The 15,680-nt window shown below is 69.1% G+C and carries 17 protein-coding genes and 2 rRNA genes (1 of these 19 only partly in view); 13 read left to right on the forward strand and 6 right to left on the reverse strand.

What is annotated here, in order from left to right; translation table 11 throughout:
• The 4 genes from TBR22_RS02670 to TBR22_RS02685 form a co-directional block, all read left to right on the forward strand.
• A 23S ribosomal RNA gene (locus tag TBR22_RS02670) occupies positions 1 to 850 on the forward strand; it begins 2,144 nt to the left of the window's first position.
• A 296-nt stretch (positions 851 to 1,146) separates the two neighbouring features.
• Positions 1,147 to 1,263 (forward strand): 5S ribosomal RNA (rrf, locus tag TBR22_RS02675).
• Positions 1,264 to 1,368: 105 nt separating this feature from the next.
• A complete protein-coding gene (locus tag TBR22_RS02680) occupies positions 1,369 to 1,947 on the forward strand; it encodes a histidine phosphatase family protein (protein ID WP_239491409.1) in 579 nt (192 codons plus the stop codon).
• A 23-nt stretch (positions 1,948 to 1,970) separates the two neighbouring features.
• Positions 1,971 to 2,840, forward strand: a complete 870-nt coding sequence (locus tag TBR22_RS02685; RefSeq protein WP_239491410.1) for an SDR family NAD(P)-dependent oxidoreductase — start codon at positions 1,971 to 1,973, stop codon at positions 2,838 to 2,840.
• 9 nt (positions 2,841 to 2,849) lie between these two features.
• Here the strand turns inward: TBR22_RS02685 and TBR22_RS02690 are convergent, their stop codons facing one another.
• Entirely contained in the window at positions 2,850 to 3,419 is a 570-nt protein-coding gene (locus tag TBR22_RS02690) for a lipocalin family protein (protein ID WP_239491411.1), read from the reverse strand.
• A 76-nt stretch (positions 3,420 to 3,495) separates the two neighbouring features.
• Here TBR22_RS02690 and TBR22_RS02695 point away from each other — a divergent pair, with 76 nt between their 5' ends.
• Positions 3,496 to 4,209, forward strand: a complete 714-nt coding sequence (locus TBR22_RS02695; protein ID WP_239491412.1) for a hypothetical protein — start codon at positions 3,496 to 3,498, stop codon at positions 4,207 to 4,209.
• 76 nt (positions 4,210 to 4,285) lie between these two features.
• A complete protein-coding gene (locus TBR22_RS02700; RefSeq protein ID WP_239491413.1) occupies positions 4,286 to 5,488 on the forward strand; it encodes a hypothetical protein in 1,203 nt (400 codons plus the stop codon).
• A 112-nt stretch (positions 5,489 to 5,600) separates the two neighbouring features.
• Here the strand turns inward: TBR22_RS02700 and TBR22_RS02705 are convergent, their stop codons facing one another.
• Genes TBR22_RS02705 through TBR22_RS02720 form a run of 4 tightly spaced genes read right to left on the reverse strand, consistent with a single transcriptional unit; the run spans position 5,601 to position 8,642 of the window.
• On the reverse strand, positions 5,601 to 7,121 hold the full coding sequence (locus TBR22_RS02705; protein ID WP_239491414.1) for a hypothetical protein: 1,521 nt from the start codon (positions 7,119 to 7,121) through the stop codon (positions 5,601 to 5,603).
• The gene (locus TBR22_RS02710) at positions 7,118 to 7,699 is read right to left on the reverse strand and encodes a PilW family protein (protein ID WP_239491415.1); all 582 of its coding nucleotides are present in this window, start codon (positions 7,697 to 7,699) and stop codon (positions 7,118 to 7,120) included. The genes TBR22_RS02705 and TBR22_RS02710 overlap by 4 nt, the downstream gene beginning before the upstream one ends.
• A complete protein-coding gene (locus TBR22_RS02715; protein WP_239491416.1) occupies positions 7,696 to 8,172 on the reverse strand; it encodes a hypothetical protein in 477 nt (158 codons plus the stop codon). Before TBR22_RS02715 ends, TBR22_RS02710 begins: the two co-directional genes overlap by 4 nt.
• A gap of 8 nt (positions 8,173 to 8,180) precedes the next feature.
• On the reverse strand, positions 8,181 to 8,642 hold the full coding sequence (locus TBR22_RS02720; protein ID WP_239491417.1) for a prepilin-type N-terminal cleavage/methylation domain-containing protein: 462 nt from the start codon (positions 8,640 to 8,642) through the stop codon (positions 8,181 to 8,183).
• A gap of 147 nt (positions 8,643 to 8,789) precedes the next feature.
• Between TBR22_RS02720 and TBR22_RS02725 the strand changes: the two genes are divergently transcribed.
• The 7 genes from TBR22_RS02725 (at position 8,790) to TBR22_RS02755 (ending at position 14,672) form a co-directional block, all read left to right on the forward strand.
• On the forward strand, positions 8,790 to 9,620 hold the full coding sequence (locus tag TBR22_RS02725) for a bifunctional 2-polyprenyl-6-hydroxyphenol methylase/3-demethylubiquinol 3-O-methyltransferase UbiG (RefSeq protein ID WP_239491418.1): 831 nt from the start codon (positions 8,790 to 8,792) through the stop codon (positions 9,618 to 9,620).
• A gap of 148 nt (positions 9,621 to 9,768) precedes the next feature.
• Positions 9,769 to 10,536: a class I SAM-dependent methyltransferase gene (locus TBR22_RS02730; protein WP_239491419.1), complete on the forward strand. Its 768-nt coding sequence runs from the start codon at positions 9,769 to 9,771 to the stop codon at positions 10,534 to 10,536.
• Positions 10,537 to 10,707: 171 nt separating this feature from the next.
• The gene (locus TBR22_RS02735; RefSeq protein WP_239491420.1) at positions 10,708 to 11,460 is read left to right on the forward strand and encodes a YebC/PmpR family DNA-binding transcriptional regulator; all 753 of its coding nucleotides are present in this window, start codon (positions 10,708 to 10,710) and stop codon (positions 11,458 to 11,460) included.
• On the forward strand, positions 11,457 to 12,020 hold the full coding sequence (ruvC, locus tag TBR22_RS02740) for a crossover junction endodeoxyribonuclease RuvC (protein WP_239491421.1): 564 nt from the start codon (positions 11,457 to 11,459) through the stop codon (positions 12,018 to 12,020). Before TBR22_RS02735 ends, ruvC begins: the two co-directional genes overlap by 4 nt.
• Positions 12,017 to 12,610 (forward strand): Holliday junction branch migration protein RuvA, encoded by a 594-nt coding sequence (gene ruvA, locus TBR22_RS02745; RefSeq protein WP_239491422.1) that lies wholly within the window; start codon positions 12,017 to 12,019, stop codon positions 12,608 to 12,610. The genes ruvC and ruvA overlap by 4 nt, the downstream gene beginning before the upstream one ends.
• Before the next feature lie 5 nt (positions 12,611 to 12,615).
• Positions 12,616 to 13,635 carry a Holliday junction branch migration DNA helicase RuvB gene (gene ruvB, locus TBR22_RS02750; protein WP_370651476.1) on the forward strand — a complete coding sequence of 340 codons (1,020 nt, stop codon included), beginning with the start codon at positions 12,616 to 12,618 and terminating at the stop codon, positions 13,633 to 13,635.
• 50 nt (positions 13,636 to 13,685) lie between these two features.
• On the forward strand, positions 13,686 to 14,672 hold the full coding sequence (locus tag TBR22_RS02755) for a beta-ketoacyl-ACP synthase III (protein WP_370651477.1): 987 nt from the start codon (positions 13,686 to 13,688) through the stop codon (positions 14,670 to 14,672).
• A 215-nt stretch (positions 14,673 to 14,887) separates the two neighbouring features.
• Here TBR22_RS02755 and TBR22_RS02760 read toward each other — a convergent pair whose 3' ends face one another.
• Complete coding sequence (locus tag TBR22_RS02760) at positions 14,888 to 15,580, reverse strand: response regulator transcription factor (protein ID WP_239491425.1); 693 nt, start codon at positions 15,578 to 15,580, stop codon at positions 14,888 to 14,890.
• Positions 15,581 to 15,680: the final 100 nt, after the last annotated feature.

Here is a 15,680-nt window from a genome sequence, read left to right on the forward strand (position 1 = left end):
TAGACGAAAAGACCCCGTGCACCTTTACTACAACTTAGTAGTGAATGTTGACGTGTCATGCGCAGGATAGGTGGGAGACGTTGAACCGAGCCTCTTGGGGTTCGGGGAGTCACCGGTGAGATACCACCCTTGATACTTCGACGTTCTAACCTCGACCCGTTACCCGGGTCAGGGACACTGCTAGGCGGGTAGTTTGACTGGGGCGGTCGCCTCCCAAACTGTAACGGAGGCGCGCGAAGGTTCGCTCAGGCTGTTTGGAAATCAGCCGTAGAGTGCAAAGGCATAAGCGAGCTTGACTGCGAGACATACACGTCGAGCAGGTGGGAAACCAGGCCTTAGTGATCCGGTGGTTCCGCATGGAAGGGCCATCGCTCAACGGATAAAAGGTACGCCGGGGATAACAGGCTGATCTGGGCCAAGAGTTCACATCGACGCCCAGGTTTGGCACCTCGATGTCGGCTCATCGCATCCTGGAGCTGTAGCAGGTTCCAAGGGTCCGGCTGTTCGCCGGTTAAAGCGGTACGTGAGCTGGGTTTAGAACGTCGCGAGACAGTTCGGTCTCTATCTGTCGTGGGCGCAGGAGATTTGAGTGGGGCTGACCTTAGTACGAGAGGACCGGGTTGGACGAACCTCTAGTGTACCAGTTGTCACGCCAGTGGCAGCGCTGGGTAGCTACGTTCGGAAGGGAGAAACGCTGAAAGCATCTAAGCGTGAAACCCTCCACGAGATGAGATCTCCCTGGACGCAAGTCCCTGAAGGCTCCTGGTAGACCACCAGGTGATAGGCCAGGTGTGTAAGGGTGGTGACATCCTCAGCTTACTGGTACTAATCAGCCGTGAGGCTTGACCATAATTCCCCACCACTGGGTGTCGTCGAGTAAAAACTACCGTTTGCAGGGTATTCAGTTGTCTTCCGCCTTCGCCGCGTCGCGGCTTCGGCGGGACGAGTCCTGAAGAGGACGGCAGGCCCGCAATGGCTTGCCACGCCACAGCGCCGAAAGGCGCCAAGGCACGCTCTTTCAAAACATGCGCGGCTGCACGCCATGCCCCTAGGTATGCTGGGGCCCCAGACGTGCGCACCTCAGGCGGCCGATGTCGCCGAGGAGCTCGGCAGTGGAATAGCCCACTGCCGGCCGCCAACAAGTTTCCCGGTGGCCATAGGGGAGGGGTCACACCCGTTCCCATTCCGAACACGGAAGTTAAGCCCTCCACCGCCGATGGTACTGCAGGCGCAGGTCTGTGGGAGAGTAGGTCACTGCCGGGGATATATCAGCCCGAAGCGTCGTCTCGATGCTTCGGGCTTTTTCTTTTCCTGCCCCTCGAGCCGACCCCACAACCTGGCCGAGGTGTGCGACGCTGTCGGTGCATGGTGCCCCGGCATCCCCTGACGCTCCTCGTCGCCTGCGCTCTCGTCGCCACGGTCGCCGGCGCGCAGCCGCGCCCGGTGCCCGTACCGGAACTTGCCCGGGCCCGCGATCCCGGCATCGTCACCCTGCTCCGGCACGCGCGCGCCCCCGGGACAGGTGATCCCGCTGGATTCACCCTCGCCGACTGCGCCAGCCAGCGCAACCTCTCGGAGCAGGGCCGTCAGCAGGCGCGGCGCCTCGGCGAGGCGTTCCGCGCGGTCGGCGTGAAGGATGCCGACGTCCGGAGCAGCCAGTGGTGCCGGTGCGTCGAGACGGCGCGACTGCTCGGCGTCGGCGGCGTGCAGGTGGCCCCCTACCTCAACTCGTTCTTCGCCGGCCGCGGCGACGAAGCGGCATCCACCCAGGCGTTGCGTGCCGCGATCCTCGCCAAGGTCGATTCCCGGCGCCCGACGCTGTTGGTCACCCATCAGGTCAACATCACCGCGCTCACCGGTATCGTGCCGGCGGAGGGCGAGGTCGTCTTCGTGCGCGCCACGGCCGCAGGCACCATCGAGGTCCTCGCGCGCGCGACCGTCCCCTGAGCGCACGAGGAGGAGAACGTCCCGTGGCACCATCGCTTCCCCAGCGCGTCGCGCTGGTCACCGGGTGCACCTCCGGCATCGGGCACGCAACGGCCGCACGCCTCCAACGCGCCGGCTGGGTGGTCTACGCCACCGGACGACGCCTCGAGGCCCTGACGGAGCTCGCGGCACTCGGTTGCCGCCCCCTCGCCCTGGACGTGCAGGACGAGGGCTCGATGCAGGCGGCAGTCGAGACGGTGACCAGGGAAGCCGGACAGATCGACGCGCTGGTCAACAACGCCGGATACAGTCAGTCGGGACCGATCGAACTCGTCCCGGTCGACCGCGTGCGCCATCAGTTCGAGACCAACGTCTTCGGATTGCTGCGCCTCACCCAACTGGTGCTGCCCGGCATGCGCGCCCGTCGGACGGGCCGCATCGTGAACATCGGATCGATGGGCGGCAGGCTGACGTTTCCCGGCGGCGGCGTGTACCACGCCACCAAGCACGCGCTCGAGGCCCTCTCCGACGCGCTCCGGTTCGAGGTGGCGGGGTTCGGCATCCAGGTGGTGCTCGTCCAGCCCGGCCTCATCCGCACCGGGTTCTCGACGGCCGCCTCGAGCAGTCTCGAAGGTCTCGGTGCCGGCGCGAGCGGGCCGTACGCCACCTTCACCGCCGAGGTGGAGCGCATCACGCGGGAGTCGTACCTGAAGGGTCCGATGGCGCGGCTCGCCGGGAGCGCAGACGACGTGGCTGCGGTGGTGCAGGAGGCGCTCACCGCGCGGACGCCGCGTGCGCGTTACCGCGTCACGCGGTCGGCGACCCTCCTGATGTCCCTGCGCGCGGTGCTGAGCGACCGCCTGTGGGACGGCTTCCTGGCGCGCACCTACCCCCGACCGGGCGTTCGGTCCTGACGCAGGCGCCTACCTGGCGCCCTGCCGCGTCCGCACGAGTCGGGCCGGATCGAACCCCTGGTCGCGGACCGCCTCGACAAGTCGCGCGTAGGTGGGCTGATCGACGTCGGGAGTCCTCGACAGCACCCACAGGTAGTCGCGGTCAGGCGATCCGACGACGGCAGTGCTGTAGTCCGGGGCGAGGTCGAGCACCCAGTAGTCGCCCCACACGGGCAGGAACGACAGGAAAGCCGGGGCGAACCGCACCTCGAGCACCGACGCCGGCCCCTTCGGGTCGGCTCGACGCGCCACTCCCTTGGCCTCGATCGGGCCCTTCGCCGTGGCGCAGGTGTTCTTCACGTCGACCCGGCCGTCGGCGCGCCTGGCGTAATACACCACCACATCGCCCGTGCACCGCTTCTGGAACCGGTTGGGATAACGCGCCAACTCGAACCAGCGCCCCATGTACTTGTCGATGTCGAAGTTCTCGACCGGACTGACGGGCCGGACCTGAGCCGCGACACGGACCGTGCGGGCCGTGACCGCCAGGGCGGCGACGGCCCCGCAGGCGAGGAGGATGCCGAGTCGACGAGCACGCATGCATGTCTGACGCAAGCGGGCTGCGTCAGGTCGCCCGGAACGCCTCACGCCGGTCCATTTCGTATACTGCCCTGTTGTGTCGAGCCGCATCCCCGTCGAATACGATTCCCAGCGAACGATCCGCACCCGCAACAAGCTCTACTACCGTTGGCTGCACTGGCCGATCTGGATCTTCGTCTTCTTCATCGCGCCGGGGCCGCTCACCTTCGACCTCTTCGAGCGCGGGTTCGACGCCCGCATGGCCCTGTGGCTTGGCGCGGTCATCGTCGGCACGGGCATCCCGTTCCTGCGTGGCAGGCTGCCGGGGTGCGAGCCGGCGCCCTACATCATCAGGTTCACGGAGGATCGGCCCAATCCCGTCTACCGTCGCATCTGCTACTCGTTCGCCTGGGGCGAGGCCATCACCTTCGCGGTCCTCAACATCGTCGGGCTGATCGTCGCGATCGCGACGGGCACGTGGATGCTCAAGGAGATCTACCGCTACGCCTACTTCCCGATGGCGGGCACGATCTGGGCGATCGGGCTGTCGGGCCACCTGCCGCGCGTCAAGCGGTCGACGTCGGGCGAGGGGCACGAGCGGCGCTACTTCTACGGCACGGTCTGGGCCGTGGCGGTCGCGCAGCCGGTCCTCTGGCTGCTGTACCTGACGATGCCGAAGGGGCCGGTGCCGGATACCATCAAGCTCGTCGCATTCGTCGGGGTGCTCGGCTTCATGGGATGGCTGGCCTACAACGGCAAGCTGCCGCGTACCCGCCCTATTGTGCCGGGCGAACTCGCGGCCCTCGACTGATCGCCACCGCGCATCTGCCCCTCTGACCGTTTCCGATCCCCCGATCCCCGATCCGCGACTCCCCGAGACACCCCCCATGCCCGACACTCCCCTGACCGTCCTCTGCGTCGCCACGTACGAGAAGGGCGCCGAGTTCCTGCGCGAGTGCAAGCGGCAGGGGTGCACGGTCCTGCTCCTCACGACCGAGGCGCTCAAGGACCTTCCGAGCTGGCCCCGCGAGGCCATCGACGAGGTGTTCGCCATCCCGGCCGACATCTCGCGCGATGCCCTGCTCAAGGGCGTGAGTCACGTGGCGCGCACGCGACGTCTCGACCGCATCGTGGCCCTCGACGACTTCGACGTGGAGACGGCGGCGCTGCTGCGCGAGCACTTGCGTGTGCCCGGCATGGGTGAGTCCACGGCCCGGTACTTCCGCGACAAGCTGGCGATGCGCCAGCGGGCCCACAACCAGGGCATCCTCGTCCCGCCGTTCACGAGCGTGGTCAACGACGCCGACGTGAACGCCTACCTCGACGGGGTGCCCGGTCCCTGGCTGGTCAAGCCGCGATCGCAGGCGGCGGCGATCGGCATCAAGAAGGCCGAGACCCGCGACCAGGTCTGGCAGCACGTGCACGACCTCGGCGACATGCGCTCGTTCTCGCTGCTCGAGCACTTCGTCGCCGGCGACATCTACCACGTCGACTCGATCGTCTGGGACCGGCAGGTGGTGTTCACGGCGGCGCATCGGTACGGCTCTCCGCCGTGGACGGTGGCGCACCAGGGCGGCATCTTCACCACCAGCACCGTGGACCGCGCGTCGGAGCACGCGCAGGTGCTCGACGCCCTCAACCGGCGCCTGCTCGACACGCTCGGCATGGTGCGCGGCGTGACCCACACCGAGTTCATCCACGGGCACGACGGCCGGTTCTACTTCCTCGAGACGGCGGCGCGGGTCGGCGGCGCGTTCATCGTCGACGTGATTGCGGCGGCCACGGGCCTGAACCTGTGGCACGAGTGGGCGAAGCTGGAAGTGGCGGGGGAGCACGGCCGCTACGAGGTGCCTGCGCACCGCGAGGACTACGCGGGGTTGGTGCTGTCACTGGCCAGGCAGGAGCACCCGGACACGTCTGGCTACGACGACCCGGAGATCGTGCAGCGCATCGACCTGCCGCACCACGCCGGCCTCATCGTGCGGAGCGACTCGCCGGCCACCGTGCAGGCCCGCCTCGACGACTACGCCCGGCGATTCCTCGAGGATTTCTACGCGTCCGCGCCTGCCCCTGACCGGGCGACGCACTGACGTTTGACGTTTGACGTTTAACGTTTAACGTTCAAGGCCCAAGGCCCAAGGCCCAAGGCCCCAGGCCCAAGGCCCCAGGCGTCAAACGTCAAACGTCAAACGTCAAACGTCACTAAGGCGCCCCGCAGCTGTTGCCGGGATTGGTGATGGCGCCGCCGGCCATCACGGTGCCCTGCCACTGGCCGCGGCACTCGCGCCACGTCAGGGCCCTCACCGAGTTGAGGCCGTTGCCCGTGTAGTTGATCGTCGGGTTGCCGGCAATCACCATGACGCCGGACTGCCTGGTCACCGGATTCTTGCTCGCGTAATCGGTGTCGGCCTCGTTGAGGGCGATCACCTGCCCGTTCAGCGTCGGACTGCCCTTGATGTCCAGTTGGTGGCGGGCATAGAACAGCCCGTTGTACGAGCTGTCGAACGTCGCGCCCAGGTCCAGATCGTGGCCTGCAATCATCAGGATGGGACCGATGAACGGCACGGTGGAGTGTGGCCGGACGTTCGGGTTGCCGTTGGCCTCGATCGAGCCCTGGGCGATCACGGTGAGGTTCACCTCGGCGCCGGCTGCGCCGCTCGTGTTCGCGGTCTCCTGTGCATTGCCGATCACGTAGTACGTCCCGGCCTGGGTGACGCCCTGGGTTCGCCAGAGCTGCCCGTTGTTGTTGTAGTCCCACCCCGCCGGGATGGCGCCGAGGGCGACGAGCGAGTTGGCGTAGCCCGGGCCGGCCGGCAGGCCCGTGTACGCGCAGCCGTTGTTGCTCACGCAGCTCACGAACCCGTCGTTGTACCCCTTCGGGATGAGCGTGTACACGGTGAAACCTGCTGCCTTCGCCTGCTGCGCCACGCGGTAGGGGTCGAGGCGGGGGATGTTCATGCGCGGTGAGTACGGCCGCGAGTCGACGTCGGCCGCGGTACAGGCCGTGCCGCCCTGGACGTTGCCGCTCTCGGTGGTGCCCGCCGTGCTGGCGTAGTACACGTGCGTGCAGGGGTTGCCCGACAGCAGCAGCGTGCCGTTGGCGTGGATCGACCCGGCCGGCCCGGTGACCGTGGGGTTGCCCTTCACCTCGAGGTTGCCGTCGACGACCACCGCCGGCATCGCGGCCGCGCCCAGCGTGAGCTCCACGGCGGCGCGCGCGCCGTTGCCGCCGAAGCCGACGCTGCGCATGTACAGCACCTTGTCGACGTCGACGTTCGGGTCGTTGTTGGTGTTGGGCGCCGGCGCCACCTGCTCGCGGGAGTGGTTGTCGCACAGCTCAACGAAGTAGCGTCCCGGCCCGAAGACGCGTCCCGCCGCGGGGATGAAGTCTGCGGCCTGGGTGGGGTAGCCCGCCGGCAACGTGCCGGCCGGGGTGCCGGCGAGTTCGTCGTACGAGCAGCCCGCGCCGTCGCCGCGCTGCAGGAAGACGTTCAGGCTCTCCCAGTCCTGCCACAGCACCAGCTGCTTGCCGTGCTCGATGCCGGCGTCGGCGATCGCCAGCGCCTCCGTGGTCTGGCTCTCGGCGGTCGCCTGCGACACGGTCGACAGCGCGACGCTGGTGAGGCCCAGCCCGAGGACCGTCACCATCGTCAGCGACAGCAGGGTGAAGATCATGGACGCGCCGCGCTCGTCGCGGCACGCCACGCCGATGCGCGTGCTCACTTGATCCTCCTCACGCTGATGGTGCCCGAGCTGGTGGTCACGGGCATGCCGATGTCGTTGATGCTGGTGATCGTCACGTTGACGCCGCCGATCAGGTCGGGACGGGTGAGCACGTTGGCCAGCGGCCCGCCGTTCTGGTTGGTGTAGGCAAAGGCGATCGACTGCACGCGCGGGCCGAACGACACGAGCGCCGCGTCGGTCGGCTCCCGCTTCCAGAGCGAGCCGTTGGCGACGACGAACAGCACGTCCTCGTACGGGTCGTCGTAGGCGCCGTCGCGCGGGTTCCAGTCCGACCGCACCCGCACCGAGTCGAAGGTGCCGTTGTTGTCCGGGTCAGGGAAGATCGCCTGGCAGTAGACGTCGGTGTCGCTGATGCACGACGACTGGCGCAGCAGCCTGGTGATCAGGTCCATCGCCGCGCCGGCGGTGTCGCGCGCGTCGAGGGCGGCGCGCTGCTGGCCGAACATGCGGCTCGACGACACCATCACCGACGTGGTCATCAGCAGCACGACGACCATGACGGCGCTGCTCACGAGCAGCTCCACCATCGTCAGGCCGCGTTCGGAAGAGGGCGTCATCGCCATAGCAGTGTCCTGACCTGCGAAGCGCGCGTGGCCGCGTCCGCTGTTTCGCCCTGCAGGCCGGCCCCGCGGACCGGCTGCGCCCGTACCGTGATGTCCAGTGAGCCTGCCGGCCCGGCCTGCACCAGCCACCGCACCCGCATCTGCCCGGTGGGCGTCACGTTGACGATGGCGGTGTGGTCGGCGACGTTGGCAAACAGGTTGCCGCCGACCGTCAGCCGCGCGTCGTTGCGCGGCAGGATGCGCAGGACCTCGAGTTGCTGCATCGCGGCCATGCCGGCCCGTCCGCCGTCACGAGAGCGCTGCTGCAGGGTGGCGGCGGTGGCGAGCAGGCCGGCGACGGCGAGCAGGCCGGTACCGGCGACGCCCACCGAGATGAGCGACTCCACGAGGCCGAAGCCCCGATCGTCGTGAAGGCTGTCCGACTGGCGCAGGCGCGCCATCCGGGTGCGGAGGAAGGCGAGAACCATGGCAGACCTCAGGTCCCGGTCGTGCGGCCGGTGGCCAGCACGCTGATGTTGCGGATGACGGTGGTGTCTTCGATCTGGATGCTGAGTTGCATCGGCTGCTGCGTCGGGCGACCGAGGGCGTCGAAGGCGTAGGAGGTGACCGCCGTCGGCGCGACGAACTGGATGCCGGCCGGCAGGAAATACCGCTTCAGCTCGACTTCCTGGTCAGTGGTCACTTCCCGGGCGAAGACGGAGATGCGTCCGTCGGCCGGATCGACCTCGACCCGCGCCTGCGCGCTGGTGCGGAACGCCTGGCGTCGGGCCTCCGACATGGCATTGCCGATCTCCGTCGCTCCGACGCGCAGGCGCTGCGACGTGAGCGCCCCCCGCAGGAGGGGCGTTCCGACGGCCATAATCGTCGCGCTGACGGCCAGGACCATCAGCAATTCCACAATGGAGAATCCCCGCCGGGAGGCACGCGGTGCGAACATGGCGATCACTGTGATGGCAAGACTCGTACCTTGGACAGTTGCCCGGAATCAGCGCCTCGCCGCGCGCCATCCCGCGGCGGGCCCGCCTCGCCCTCGCCCCCGAATTCGACCCGGCCACCCAGATCTGTAATCGCCACCACCCTCGCCATGTCACGAGACATCGACGCGCTCACCTCGTACACGCTGAAGCACCTGCGGGACCGCTGGTGGAGCACCCGCTGGACGCACTGGGTCGGCAGCCATCTCCGGTGCGACCCCGGCGGGCGGCTGGTGCACGTCGGGTGCGGCAACGGCGAGATCGACGTCGCCCTGGCCCTGACGACACCCGACCTGCACGTGGTCTCGGTCGACATCCACCCGTCGCGCGCCCGCCACGCCCGGGAACTGGCCGGCGAGGTCGGCGCGCGCATCCAGGCGCTGGCTGGCGATGCCCGCTCCCTGCCGCTGCGGGAGGGCTGCGCCGACGCCGTGCTCTGCATCGGCGTGCTCCAGCACCTGGCCGACCCCGAGGCGGCCACCCATGCCCTGGCGGCCCTGGTCCGACCCGGTGGCCGCATCCTGATCGTCGAGCCCGATCACGAGTCGCGCACGTGGTACTGCGGCACGCCCGCCGGCGACCGCGCCTTCACCGCGGCTCGGGAGACGCTGGGACGATGGCACCGCGAGTTGGCGCCCTCGGCGCCGACCCGCCTCGGCATGCACGTCGTGTCGTGGCTCCGGGAGGCCGGCCTCGAGCCGTTGGTCGTCGAGCCCCTGCCCGTCGCCGAATCGCGCCTCGGCGCGCCTCCGCCCGGCGTGTGGGAGAACCGCGACCGCCTGCTGACGGCCAGCGCCAGCGCGCCAGGTCGGGAGGCCGACGGCGAGCGCCTGCGAGAAGCCCTCGAGGCCTATCGCGACGCCGCCGACGCCCAGGGCGCCGCGTTCGTGGAGATCCAGCACGCCCTGCTCGTCGCGACGCTGGCGCAGAGACCGGGATAGGACGCTCGTGATGCTGCGATGCCGCGACCAGTCCTCCGAAGCGCGCAGCGCGAAGGAGGATGCCGCGATGCCGGGACGGCCGCATGACGAAGGCCGTCAGCCAGCCTGAGCCTTGAGCCCCGAGCCCTGAGCCTTCATCCTGTAGCGCATGCCCGCTGGCCACGAAGGATGGGGCGCGTACGCGCCGTTCTACGACTGGGAGAACGCTCGCACGATGGGGCGTCGCGACCTCGGCTTCTGGCGCCAACTGGCAGCGCAGGCCGGCGGGCCGGTCGTCGAACTCGGCAGCGGTACCGGGCGGCTGACCGTGCCGCTCCACCGGCAAGGCATCCCGATCGTGGGGGTCGACTACACCGCGGAGATGCTCCGTCGCGTCGCGCCGCGGGCCCGGCGCTCCCGTACCACCCGACCTCGCGTCGTCAGGGCCGACGCCAGCCGCTTGCCGCTTGCCGATGGGGCGTTTCGCCTCGTCATGGCCCCGTACGGTTTCCTCCAGTCGCTGCTGAGCGATGTCGTCCTCTCGCGCACCATCCGAGAGGCGCACCGGGTGCTCGCCCCCGGTGGCCTGTTCGGCATCGACCTCGTCCCCGACGTCCCCCGCTGGCGTCAGTACACCCGCAAGGTCGTGTTCTTCAGCCCGGAGGGTCCCCGCGGCCTGCCGATCACGCTCCGCGAGACGGTCAGGCAGGATCGCGAGAAGGGACTCACCACCTTCGAACAGGAGTACATCGAGGGGCGGGGGCCCCGGAAACAGGTGACGCCGTTCACCATCCGCTTCCGGACCCTGCCGCTGCCGAAAGTGGCCGCCCGCCTCGAACGGGCAGGGTTCGAGGTCGAGGCCGTGCTCGGCGACTACCGGGGGGGTACCTGGGACAGCCGCGCCGACGTCTGGCTGCTGCTCGCCCGCAAGAGGTAGGGCGGGGGTGTCCCCTTCGACTCCGCTCAGGGCCAGCCTCCCCGCCGTTGGCTGACCAACGGCGCGGTCGGAGACCGCGCCCTTCCCGGGAGGGCAGACATCGCGCCCAACCTGGGGGCCGCGTGCTAAAATCCTGCGGTTCTACGACGTTCTGCCGAGGAGTCCCACGCGATGTCCGGCCACTCGAAATGGCACACGATCAAGCACAAGAAGGGCGCGCTCGACGCCAAGCGCGGCAAGATCTTCACGCGCATCATCAAGGAGTTGTCCGTCGCGGCACGTAGCGGCGGTGGCGACCCCGCGATGAACCCGCGCCTGCGCACCGTGATCGCGGAAGCCAAGTCCGTGAACATGCCCAACGACAACATCACGCGGGCAATCCGGCGCGGCACGGGCGAGGAAGAGGGCGTCAACTACGAGGAGATCACCTACGAGGGCTACGGCCCCGGCGGCGCCGCGGTGATCATCGAGACGCTCACCGACAACCGCAACCGCACGGTCGGGGAACTGCGCCACCTCCTCACCAAGAACAACGGCAGCCTCGGCGAGACCAACTCGGTCGCCTGGATGTTCGAGCGCAAGGGCTTCATCGCGGTCGAGAAGGCCAAGGTCGACGAGGAGGCGCTGATGGCCGCCGTGCTCGACGCCGGCGCCGACGACATGGCCGACGAGGGCGATACCTGGGAGATCACGTGCGACATCGCCGGTTACGAGGCGGTGCTCGAGGCCGTGAAGAAGCTCTCGATCGAGCCTGCGGAGGCCCAGGCCCTCGCCATGCTGCCCAAGAACACCATCAAGCTCGAGGGCAAGACCGCCCAGCAGATGCTCAAGCTGATGGACGCGCTCGACGACCACGACGACGTCAAGCAGGTGTGGTCGAACTTCGACATCGAGGAGAAGGAGATCGAGGCCTCGATGGCATGAGGATCTTCGGGATCGACCCCGGGTCGGTGCGCACCGGCTACGGCTGCATCGAGACCAGCGGCGCCCGCTGCGCCCTGGTCTGCAGCGGCGCCATCGTGCCACCTCCCCGGAGTCCCTTCCCGGAGAAACTGCAGGTCCTCCACCTCGAACTCACCGCCCGGCTCGCCGACGCCCGCCCCGACTGCGTCGCCATCGAGAGCCTCTTCCACGGGCTGAACACCCGCAGCGCGTTCGCCCTGGCTCATGCCAGGGGCGTGATGCTGCTCGCGGCAACGCAACTCGGGATTGCCGTGGTCGAGTACGCGCCGGCCGAGGTCAAGCGCGCCGTCGTCGGTTTCGGCCGCGCGGAGAAGCCCCAGGTCCAGCAAATGGTCACGATGCTGCTCGGCCTCGACGCGCCGCCCAGGCCCCTCGACGTGTCCGATGCCCTCGCCGTCGCCATCTGCCATGCGCACACCGCGTCGTCGCTGGTGCCACAGGCCGACGCCACGCCCTTCGCGCGCGGCCGCCGCGTGACCAGCTGGCGCCAGGTGCGTCCAGAGGACCTGGAGCGCCGATGATCGCCGCCCTGCGAGGCCGGCTGATCGAGAAGCAGCCGGCGCGGCTGATCGTCGACGTCGGTGGCGTCGGCTACGACGTGCAGGTGCCGCTCTCGACCTACGGCAGCGTCGGCGAGGTCGGCGGCGAGCTCTCGCTGCGCGTCCACACCCACGTGCGCGAGGAGCAGATCGCGCTCTTCGGGTTCCTCACCGCGCTCGAGCAGCAGATCTTCGAGCGGCTGATCTCGGTCAACGGCATCGGGCCGAAGGTCGCGCTCGCCGTCCTCTCGGGCATCGCGCCCGGCGACCTGGTCGCCGCGGTGCAGGGCAACGAGCCGGCACGATTGACGACGATCCCGGGCATCGGCCGCAAGACCGCCGAGCGCATCGTCCTGGAACTGCGTGACCGGCTGCCGGCGGCGCTTCCCGTGGCGGCCGACGCCACCGGTCCCGGCGGTGCGGTGCGCGCCGACCTGATCTCGGCCCTCGTCAACCTCGGCTACCCGCGCCCGACCGTCGAGAAGGCGGTCGGTGACGTGTTGAAGGCCCAGCCGTCGTCGACCTTCGACGAGGCGCTCCGGCAGGCGCTCGGGCGGCTCGCCCGGGCATGAGCGAGATGCACGATCCCCGTGTCGTGAGCGGTCGCGTCGGCGACGACGAGGCGCAGTACGAGGCCGGGCTGCGCCCGCGCACGCTCGACGACTACATCGGGCAGGACCGCGTGCGCGAGAACCTGCAGGTGGCGATCGCGGCGGCGCGGCAGCGCGGCGAGGCCCTCGACCACGTGCTGGTGTCGGGGCCGCCTGGCCTCGGCAAGACGACGCTGGCGCACGTCATCGCCAACGAGATGGGCGTGTCGATGAAGGCCTCGTCGGGGCCGGTCATCGAGCGTCCCGGTGATCTCGCCGCCATCCTCACGACGCTGCAGCGCCACGAGGTGCTGTTCATCGACGAGATCCACCGCCTGTCGCCGGCCATCGAGGAGATCCTCTACCCGGCGATGGAGGACTACGAGCTCGACATCGTCATCGGGCAGGGGCCGGGCGCGCGATCGGTGAAGGTGCCGGTGCAGCCGTTCACGCTGGTGGCAGCGACCACCCGCACCGGCCTGCTGACGGCGCCGCTGCGCAGCCGCTTCGGGCTCGTGCATCGCCTCGACTACTACGGCGAGGGCGACATGGTCGAGATCGTGACGCGGTCGGCGCGCATCCTCGGCGTGTCGATGGCGCCCGAGGCGGCCGCCGAGGTGGCGAGGCGGTCGCGCGGCACGCCGCGCATCGCCAACCGACTGCTGCGGCGCGTCCGCGACTACGCGCAGGTGCGTGCCGACGGCGTGGTGACCATCGAGGTGGCGCAGGCCGCGCTCACGCTCCTCGAGGTCGACGCCTACGGCTTCGACGAGGTCGATCGCCGCCTGTTGCGCGTGATCATCGACAAGTTCGATGGCGGGCCCGTCGGCGTGAACACGCTGGCGGCCGCGCTCGGGGAGGAGCGCGACGCCGTCGAGGACATCTACGAGCCCTTCCTCATGCAGGTGGGCTTTCTCGAGCGCACGCCGCGGGGTCGGGTGGTGACCCGCCGCGCGTATGCGTTCTTCGGGCTCGACGCGCCCGGAAAGGACAATCGCCTGTGGTAACGCAGTCCGCGGCCCGCCCGCACGGGACCCTCAGCGGGGGCTCGCCCACGATCCAGCCCTGCATCAGCGGCCTGGCCACGTACCTGCCGCCGCGCACGCTCACCAACGCCGACCTCGAGAAGATGGTCGACACCAACGACGAGTGGATCCTGCAGCGCACCGGCATCCGCAAGCGCCACATCGTCGATCCGGGCGTCGCCACGTCGGACCTCGCGGCGGAGGCGGCCCGTGCGGCCATCGCGCGCGCCGGGCTCACGCCGGCCGACATCGACGTGATCATCGTCGGCACCACCACGCCCGACACGATCTTCCCGAGCACGGCCTGCCTGCTGCAGCACAAGATCGGCGCGAGCAAGGCCTGGGGCTTCGACCTCGGCGCCGCCTGCTCCGGCTTCACCTACGCGCTGACGACGGCGGCCGGCTTCGTGAGTGCAGGCATGGCGAAGCACGCGCTCGTCGTCGGCGCCGACGTGATGTCGAGCATCATCGACTACACCGACCGCACCACCTGCGTGTTGTTCGGCGATGGCGCGGGCGCGGTGATCGTCTCGCCGTCGCCCGGCGACGGACTCGGCCTGATCGACTTCACCCACGAGGTGGACGGCAGTGGTGGCCCGGCGCTGTGCATGCCGGCCGGCGGCTCGAAGATGCCGGCCAGCCACGAGACGGTGGACAAGCGGATGCACTACGTCCACCAGGACGGGCAGACCGTGTTCCGGTTCGCGGTGCGCAAGAACGAGGAAGTGTGCAAGCGCCTCCTCGAGCGGAACGGCCTCACCTCGGCCGACCTCGACCTGTTCGTGTCGCACCAGGCCAACAAGCGGATCATCGAGTCGGCCGCCCAGCGCCTCGGCGTGCCGCCCGAGAAGTTCGTGCTCAACATCGGCGAGTACGGCAACACCACCGCCGCGACCATCCCGCTCGCGCTCGACGACGCGCAACGCGACGGCCGCCTGAAGAAGGGCGACCTCGTGATGCTCGCGTCGGTCGGCGCCGGCTTCACGGTGGGCTCGGTGCTGCTCCGCTGGGCGTACTGACGTCTGACGTTTGACGTCTGACGTTCTCGTGGGCGTCGACCTTCAGGTCGACGCTCAGCGAGTCATCACTGACCGTCGACCTGAAGGTCGACGCCCACGAAACAAGAAGGGCGGCTGGATCTCCCGATCCTTCCGCCCTTCTTCCTTTCCCGACTCCCGACTCCCGACTCCCGACTCCCGACTCCCGACTCCCGGATTCCGGTCCCCGGCTTCTCCTACATGTTCGTCACGTCGTGCCCGAGTGCGGCGCGCTCGGCCTTGGCCTTCTCGGCCTCCTCGAGCTTCACGAGGCCGCGCCGGATGGCGGCGGTCGCCGCCTGGGTGCGGTCGCGGACGCCGAGCTTGCCGAGCAGGCCGTTCACGTACGACTTGATCGTGCCTTCGGTCGTGTTCAGCTCGTGGGCGATCTCGCGGTTGCTGTGGCCGCTGACGATGAGGCGCAGGACGTCCATCTCGCGGCGGGTCAGGTCGGTGCGGCCGGCCTGGTCGAGCACCTGCGTGATGCGCGGCGGGATGTACTGCCGTCCCTCGTGCACCGCGATGATCGCCTCGAACAGTTCGTCGCTCGGCATGCCCTTGAGCACGTACGCGGCGGCGCCGGCCGACAGGGCCCGGGCGATGTCCACGTCGCCCTCGTACACGGTCAGCACCACGACCCGCGCCTCGGGGAACTCGGCGCGGATGGCCCGGATCGCCTCGGGGCCCTCCATCACCGGCATGCGCAGGTCCATGATGGCCAGGTCGGGCTGGGTGCGCCGGAAGGCGGCAACGGCCTCCTCGCCGTTGCTGGCGGTGGCGACCACCGAGAAGCGCGGATCGCGCTCGAGCACGGCCACCAGCCCCTGGCGCAGGATGTCGTGATCGTCCGCCACGAGCAGGCGGATGGGTGAGCGTACTTCGCTGGTCACAGCCACTCCTTCGGGCAGCCTTCGAGCCCCATCCCTAGGTGAGATCGGCAGACGGCACGGCATTCTGTAGCGTCGACCCGGCGCCGGCAGAAACGACCTT

The organism is Luteitalea sp. TBR-22, from assembly GCF_016865485.1.
GTDB lineage: Bacteria > Acidobacteriota > Vicinamibacteria > Vicinamibacterales > Vicinamibacteraceae > Luteitalea.